This is a genomic window from Advenella sp. (assembly GCF_052108595.1).
Taxonomy (GTDB): Bacteria; Pseudomonadota; Gammaproteobacteria; order Burkholderiales; family Burkholderiaceae_B; genus Advenella.
On sequence record NZ_JBQEAU010000020.1, the window covers coordinates 34,544 to 41,918 of the forward strand.

A 7,375-nucleotide genomic window follows, 5' to 3' on the forward strand; every position below is an offset into this window, starting at 1 on the left:
ATCGTCGCAGTGATTTTTATAAAACATGAAAGAACAACTTATCCTGGACGTCCTGCCGGTCGTACCTCCCCGTTTTGACAATTTCGTAACGGGTCGCAATGGCGAAACGGTCAGCCGCCTGCTTGCCGTTGCAGCCGGACAAAGCATCTATCTTTGGGGCGAACACGGCAGCGGCAAAACCCATTTGCTGCGCGCTGCCACGCGCCAGCACGGTCTCTACCTGAATACGGCGACCGATATCCTGCCGGACCCGGGCGAACCCGTCGCGCCAGGCAGCATAATAGCGGTGGACGATGTGCATAACCTGTCCGAGGCACAGGCGGCAGCCCTGTTCGGCCTGTTCAACCAGTGGAAGACCAGCCAGCATACGCCCGAGGCGTTTACCCTGCTGGCCAGCGGCCCGTGTGCCCCCCGCCAGCTGGAAATACGCGAAGATCTGCGCACGCGCCTTGCCTGGGACCTGGTTTATCGCCTTGAGACCCTGACCGACGATGAACGCCGCAGCGCGTTGCTGCAACGGGCATCAGACAAAGGTATCCCGCTCAGCGCCGAAGTCACCAACTGGATGTTCAACTATTACGCCCGTGATATGAGTGCCCTGTCATCGCTACTTGATGCCCTTGATCGCTATTCGCTTGCTGAAAAGCGATCAATCACCGTTCCCTTGTTAAAATCCTACCTTCAATCCAGACATTCCTGAAAAATACACTATTTGACTATGACGCAACGACTCGCCCTGTTTGACCTTGACCATACCCTGCTGCCAATCGATACTGATCGCCACTGGGTAGATTTTCTGGCCCGCAATGGCTGGGGCGGCGATCCTAAGGTCGTGCAGGCAAAAAACCATGAACTCATGGAAAAATACACGGCGGGTACGCTGAAAATAGAAGAATCGGTTGAATTCATGCTGAGTTTTCTGAACCTGCATACACCCTATGAGCTGGCGCGCTTTCACGAACAGTACATGCACGAAGTGGTCAGGCCCGCCATGCGCGACAAGGCGGTGGCCCTGGTTGCAAAACATCTGGAACAGGGCGACCTGTGTTGTCTGGTGTCGGCCACCAACGAATTCGTTATCGCGCCTGTTGCCCGCGCCTTTGGCATTCCGCATGTGATCGGTACGGTTCCGGAATACAAAAATGGCCGTTACACCGGCAAGGTCGTGGGTACGCCCAGTTATCAGAACGGCAAAATCGTCCGCGTCAATGAATGGCTGGGCAGCATGGGCCTGACGCTCGAGCACTTTACCGAAAGCTGGTTCTACAGCGACTCCCAGAACGATATCCCGCTGCTTGAAGCAGTGACCCATCCGGTTGCAACCAACCCGGTACCGCCGCTACGCGAACTGGCAAACAAAAAAGGCTGGCCGGTGCTGGATCTATTTCCTTTGCAATAACAGGGACCAACAAAAACAATCACATGATCAAAAATACCATTCGCACATTCGTCAGCCGGCTTTTTGCCGCGCCCGTCCTGAAAGATAAACACCGGGTCTACTCCCACGAGCACCACAAGATTGACCGACGCCTGGTCTCGCGCAACGCCATCAAGGTGTGCGAAGTACTGCAACAAAAGGGCTACGATGCATTTATTGTGGGCGGTGCAGTGCGCGACCTGGTCCTGGGCTACGAACCCAAGGATTTTGATGTTGCCACCAGTGCCACGCCCGAGGAAATCCGGCCGCTGTTCCGGCGGGCCCGCATCATTGGCAGGCGGTTCCAACTGGTGCACGTCGTCTTCGGCCAGGAAATTATCGAGACCTCCACATTCCGCGCCCCATCGCAGGGGGACCAGCACACCGATGCCGATGGCCGCATTCTCAATGACAATGTGTTCGGCACGCAGCAAGAAGATGCTGCCCGTCGCGACTTCACCCTCAACGCCCTGTATTACGATCCGGTCAAGGAAACCGTCATTGATTACCATAACGGCGTGGCTGATCTGAAAAATCATCTGGTGCGCATGATCGGCGACCCGGAAAAGCGTTTTCGCGAAGATCCGGTGCGGATGTTGCGTGCAGTTCGCTTTGCCTCCAAACTGAACGGCACGATCGAACCGGCAACGCAAGCCCCGATTCGCACTCTGGCCGGACTGATCAAAAACGTGCCGGACTCGCGCCTGTTTGACGAGACGCTCAAACTGCTGACCTGTGGCAATGCCATCGTCGCGCTGGAGCAGCTGCGCAAGGAAGGGCTGCACGAAAATGTCCTGCCACTGATCGATCAGGTGCTCACGCAGCCAGGGGGCGAACAGTTCGTACAACTGACGCTGGAGCGAACCGATCATCGCGTCCGTGCCGGCAAATCGGTCAGCCCAAGCTTTCTGTTTGCAGCGCTACTGTGGCGACTGGTCGATATTAACTGGAAGAAAAACCTGGAGCGCAAGGAACATCCCATACCGGCGCTGAGCCAGGCTGCCGATCTGATCATCGACACGCACATCAGTAAAATGGCCATACAGCGTCGGCACACTGCGGACATGCGCGAAATCTGGTTTATGCAGCCACGTTTTGAACGTCGCATACCCAAACAAATCTGGCGCATGACGGAGCAACCGCGCTTTCGGGCTGCTTGTGATTTCCTGCAACTGCGTGCCGCCTGCAACGAATTTGACAGCGTGCTGGCGCAATGGTGGATGGATCTGGCCGACGCCCATCCTGGAGAGCGTACAGAAATGATTGAAGCCCTCACTGCCGAACAGCAGGCGGCCGGGCCGGCGAGCACCCCACGCAAGCGGCGCAAACGGCGCAGCAATGCCAGCAAAGGCAACGCGACCAGCGGCGATAGTCCCGCAGGCAGCGCAAGCTCAAGCCGTCCTGCGGCTTCATAGCCAGATGCACAATGCCTACATTGGCCTGGGGTCGAACCTGGGTGAAAGCGAAGACACACTGTATCGGGCCCTGGACGATATCGCCGCCCTGCCCCGTACTGTTTTGCATCAGGTTTCAGACCTGTACCGAACGGCCCCGGTAGATTCTTCGGGCCCGGACTACATCAACGCCGTGGCACGGCTGTCCACCGAGCTGTCTGCACCGGACTTGCTGCAGGCGCTGCAGACCATTGAACTGAGCCATGGCAGGGCACGCCCTTATCGCAATGCCCCACGCACACTGGACCTGGATATCCTCCTCTATGACGACCTCGTGCAGGACACCATGCAATTGACTTTGCCGCATCCTCGCATGCACCTGCGCGCTTTTGTGCTGCGCCCATTGCTGGATATTGCACCTGATATGGTGCTGCATGAACGGCCTATCAGCCAGTGGCTGGCTGAATGCGACGCGCAGCCGATAACCCTGTACCGCCGCTATGCAGACCGGCCCGGGTAACGAACAAGCAGTGATGCACTCAAGCAATCAAACAATCGAGCAGTCACGAAATTCCCTAATTATTTAATCCGATTCGTTGCTGCAGCAAGCCATAATGTACACATGTGCCGATGAATATCAGCGCTACCCGGACAAGCGACCTGCAATCAGGCCGTGATTGTGCGCCCATAACGCCGACACGATGGTGACCACTACAGCCACTGATTGCCACGCACCTTACCCGGACATGACCGCACAGCCGGCAGAGCCGGGTTCACCTTCTATCACGAACAAGAACGATACTGCCGGCTTGCCAGCACGTGTCATATCGCCAACGACCGCAGTGCCTTATGCAAACGACTGTGGACGCCTTATGCAAACTGCTCGGCCAGATGACAGGCAACTTGCCGACCGTGCACTTCACGCAATATGGGCTCTTGATCACTGCACCGTGCCACTGCATGCGGGCAACGCTTGTGGAAAGCGCAGCCCGAAGGAGGATTCAATGGCGACGGCAATTCGCCTTCAATCTTGATTTTCACGGTCCGTCGATCGGGGTAGATTGAAGGCGTTGCAGACAGCAGCGCCTGCGTGTATGGATGTAGTGGTTTTTCATACAGGGTCTGTTTCGGGCCGCTTTCTGCAATCCGTCCCAGATACATCACCATCACCTCGTCAGCGACATGCTCCACCACCGACAGATTATGGGAAATGAATACATATGATGTATGTAATTGATCCTGCAGATCAAGGAAAAGATTGAGCACCTGCGCCTGAATGGATACATCCAGTGCCGAGGTGGGTTCATCGGCCACGACGATACTGGGACGCAGCATCATCGCACGGGCAATGGCCACACGCTGGCGCTGACCGCCGGAAAACATATGCGGGTATCGATAATAATGCTCGGGCCGCAAGCCGACGCGCTGCATCATGTCACGTACGCGTTCCTTGCGTTCGGCTTCTTTCAGGCTGGTGTTGATGATCAGCGGCTCTTCCAGCTGATCGCCAATCTTGCGACGCGGATTGAGCGAGCCATAGGGATTCTGAAACACCATTTGCACCTTGCTGCGCAAGGCCTTGATCTGTGAATACGATTCGGCATCCACCTGATCCCCTTCCAGCCACAACGTCCCGGAGGTCGGTGCTTCAATCATGGTGATCTGCCGCGCCAGCGTCGATTTGCCACAGCCGGATTCGCCCACGACCGCCAGGGTTTTGCCACGCTGCAATGACAGCGATACGCCATTGAGCGCCTTGAGCGTGGCACGCGGTTTCATGAACCCTTGCGATACATCATAATGGCGGGTCAGGTTTTCTGTTTTCAATACGATATCATTCATGACTTGACTTCCTGCAAGGGAATCAGCGGTGTATGACAGCGTACCGCCCTGCCGCGATAGCTGATGAGTTCCGGACGTTCACGCACGCAACGCGCCTGAGCGATAGGACAACGCGGCGAGAGCAGACAGCCCGACGGGCGATCGTATTGTCCGGGCACAATGCCGGGAAGCGTAGACAAGCGCCGCGAACCACGACACGATTCGGGAATGGAGGCAATCAATGCCCGTGTGTATGGATGAGCCGGCTCGAAAAAGACGTCCCGCACAGCGCCGGTTTCGGCAACTTGCCCCGCATACATGACCACCACGCGCTGCGCGACTTCAGAGACGACAGCCAGGTCATGCGTGATCATGAGCAAGGCCATGCCGCGTTCTTTTTGCAAACGCAGCAGCAATTCCATGATTTGCGCCTGGATCGTCACGTCCAGCGCGGTGGTGGGCTCATCGGCAATCAACAGCCGCGGCTCACAGGCAATCGCCATGGCAATGGCCACACGCTGGCTCATCCCGCCGGACAACTGATGAGGATAAGCCGACAGGCGGCGTTCAGGATCGGGAATTTCCACTTCGCGCATCAGCTCAATGGCGCGCCGGCGGCGGGCCTTGCGATCAAGACCGATATGCACCTTGAGCACTTCCTCGATCTGAAAGCCAACGGTATAACTGGGATTTAACGCAGTCATCGGATCCTGAAAAATCATGGCGATATCCTTGCCGATGATCTTGCGCTTTTGTTTCGCAGTCAACGCAGACAATTCCTGTCCATCAAACAGCATCTGGTCCGCAGTCACGGTACCCTGTCCGTCCAGCAAACCCATCATTGCCATCATGGATACCGACTTGCCCGAACCGGATTCGCCCACAATACCCAGCAGCTCGCCCTGATCCACATTCAGGTCAACCCCGTCGACAGCAAGAAAGGGTTTGTCTTTGGTGCCAAACCGCACGCACAGGTTACGGATGTTCAATAAACTCATTCGTGACTCCTATGCCGCGCGCTTCAGTTTGGGATCCAGCGCATCGCGCAAGCCATCGCCCATCAGATTGATGGCCAGTACCGTGAGCAGAATGGTCAGGCCGGGAAATGTGACAACCCACCAGGCGCTGGTAATGTAATTGCGCGCCGTGGCAAGCATTGTGCCCCATTCCGGCGCCGGCGGCTGCACGCCCAGCCCCAGAAAGCCCAGGGCTGCAATATCCAGGATGGCTGAGGAAAACCCCAACGTCGCCTGCACGATCAGCGGTGCCATGCAGTTGGGCAGCACGGCGATGAACATCAGGCGCAATACGCCAGCGCCGGTGACCCTGGATGCCATGACATAGTCTTTGCTCAGCTCGCTCATGGCCGAGGCCCGCACAATGCGCATGTAACCGGGCAAACCCACGACCGCAATTGCGATCATTGCATTTGTGATACCAGGACCGAGTACCGCCATGATTGCAATGGCCAGCAGCACCGATGGCAAAGACATCATGATATCGGCCATGCGCATAAGCACACGCCCTGCCGTATGCGGGAAAAAAGCCGCCAGCAGCCCAAGCAGAATGCCGGGCACCAGTGTGATAATCACTGCTGAAAAGCCAATGACCAGCGACAGCCGTGCACCATGCATCAGTCGTGAAAGAATGTCCCGCCCGGCTTCGTCGGTTCCCAACAGATAGGCGGCGCTACCGCCTTCCTGCCAGGCCGGCGGCTGCAGCATATGGTCGCGAAACTGCATCAAGGGGTCGTACGGAGCCAGCCACGGCGCCAGCGCGGCGGACAGAACCATGATGACCAGAAAACAGAAACCCGCGACCGCGCCCCGGTTGTTGGAAAAACTGTCGATAAACTCGCGCAGGGGCGACGGGTATGTGATGGCGCCAGCAGTTGCTGTACTGGTATCTGCCACAGAGAGTTGATTCATGATGTCGTCCTTATTTTGCATGACGGATCCGCGGATTGACAACGCCATAAATAATGTCTACCACCAGATTGACCAGGATGATCAGGACTGCCACAATCAACAGGCCATTTTGCACCACCGGATAGTCGCGCCGAAAAATGGCGTCGACCAGCCACTTGCCGATGCCCGGCCACGAGAAAATGGTTTCCGTCAGCACGGCCCCGCCAATCAAGCTGCTGATTTGCAGGCCAATCACCGTAACCACGGAAATCATCGCGTTGCGCAGCGTATGGACAAAGATGACACGTCTGGGCGACAGCCCTTTGGCCCTGGCGGTTCGAACATAATCTTCGCCCATGACTTCGAGCATCGAAGAGCGGGTCATCCGCGAGATGACCGCCAGCGGGATGGTACCCAGTACGACAGAAGGCAGAATCAGGTGCATGACCGCATCCAGGAAAGCGCCGCTGTTGTATTCCGGATCCTGGATCTGCGCAATCACCGAATCGATCAACATGAAGCCGGTATAGGGCTGTACGTCATAGATCAGGCTGATGCGGCCAGAGACCGGCGTCCAGCCCAGATAGGACGAAAACAGCATGATCAGCATCAGGCCCCACCAGAAAATCGGCATTGAGTACCCGGTCAGCGATAGGCCCATGACCCCATGATCAAGGAATGTGCCGCGCTTGATGGCGGCCAGCACACCGAGCAAGATGCCGAAGACAGTGCCGAACAACAGGGCACAGATGCCCAGCTCCAGCGTGGCAGGAAACAAGGCCGCAAATTCTCCCCAGACACTGCTCTGGCTGGAAAAGGACTTGCCAAAATCACCC

8 protein-coding genes are annotated in these 7,375 nt (G+C 56.9%); 4 read left to right on the top strand and 4 right to left on the bottom strand.

Annotation, left to right across the window (positions count from 1 at the left end; translation table 11 throughout):
• Positions 1–25: 25 nt before the first annotated feature.
• The 4 genes from hda to folK are packed head-to-tail and all read left to right on the top strand — an operon-like array spanning position 26 to position 3,331.
• Positions 26–700 (top strand): DnaA regulatory inactivator Hda, encoded by a 675-nt coding sequence (hda, locus tag ACTIKR_RS05580; RefSeq protein WP_193088732.1) that lies wholly within the window; start codon positions 26–28, stop codon positions 698–700.
• Positions 701–718: 18 nt separating this feature from the next.
• Entirely contained in the window at positions 719–1,399 is a 681-nt protein-coding gene (locus ACTIKR_RS05585; RefSeq protein ID WP_193088731.1) for an HAD family hydrolase, read from the top strand.
• 23 nt (positions 1,400–1,422) lie between these two features.
• On the top strand, positions 1,423–2,832 hold the full coding sequence (gene pcnB / locus ACTIKR_RS05590; RefSeq protein WP_193088730.1) for a polynucleotide adenylyltransferase PcnB: 1,410 nt from the start codon (positions 1,423–1,425) through the stop codon (positions 2,830–2,832).
• A gap of 4 nt (positions 2,833–2,836) precedes the next feature.
• Positions 2,837–3,331, top strand: a complete 495-nt coding sequence (gene folK / locus ACTIKR_RS05595; RefSeq protein ID WP_442327308.1) for a 2-amino-4-hydroxy-6-hydroxymethyldihydropteridine diphosphokinase — start codon at positions 2,837–2,839, stop codon at positions 3,329–3,331.
• A 350-nt stretch (positions 3,332–3,681) separates the two neighbouring features.
• Here folK and ACTIKR_RS05600 read toward each other — a convergent pair whose 3' ends face one another.
• The 4 genes from ACTIKR_RS05600 to ACTIKR_RS05615 all read right to left on the bottom strand — a co-directional run.
• Positions 3,682–4,653, bottom strand: a complete 972-nt coding sequence (locus ACTIKR_RS05600; RefSeq protein ID WP_442327309.1) for a peptide ABC transporter ATP-binding protein — start codon at positions 4,651–4,653, stop codon at positions 3,682–3,684.
• Positions 4,650–5,630 carry an ABC transporter ATP-binding protein gene (locus ACTIKR_RS05605; protein WP_442327310.1) on the bottom strand — a complete coding sequence of 327 codons (981 nt, stop codon included), beginning with the start codon at positions 5,628–5,630 and terminating at the stop codon, positions 4,650–4,652. The genes ACTIKR_RS05600 and ACTIKR_RS05605 overlap by 4 nt, the downstream gene beginning before the upstream one ends.
• A gap of 9 nt (positions 5,631–5,639) precedes the next feature.
• Complete coding sequence (locus ACTIKR_RS05610; RefSeq protein ID WP_370540218.1) at positions 5,640–6,563, bottom strand: ABC transporter permease subunit; 924 nt, start codon at positions 6,561–6,563, stop codon at positions 5,640–5,642.
• Between the two features lie 7 nt (positions 6,564–6,570).
• The coding region (locus ACTIKR_RS05615) for an ABC transporter permease subunit (protein ID WP_442327311.1) at positions 6,571–7,375 on the bottom strand (805 nt) is incomplete at its 5' end.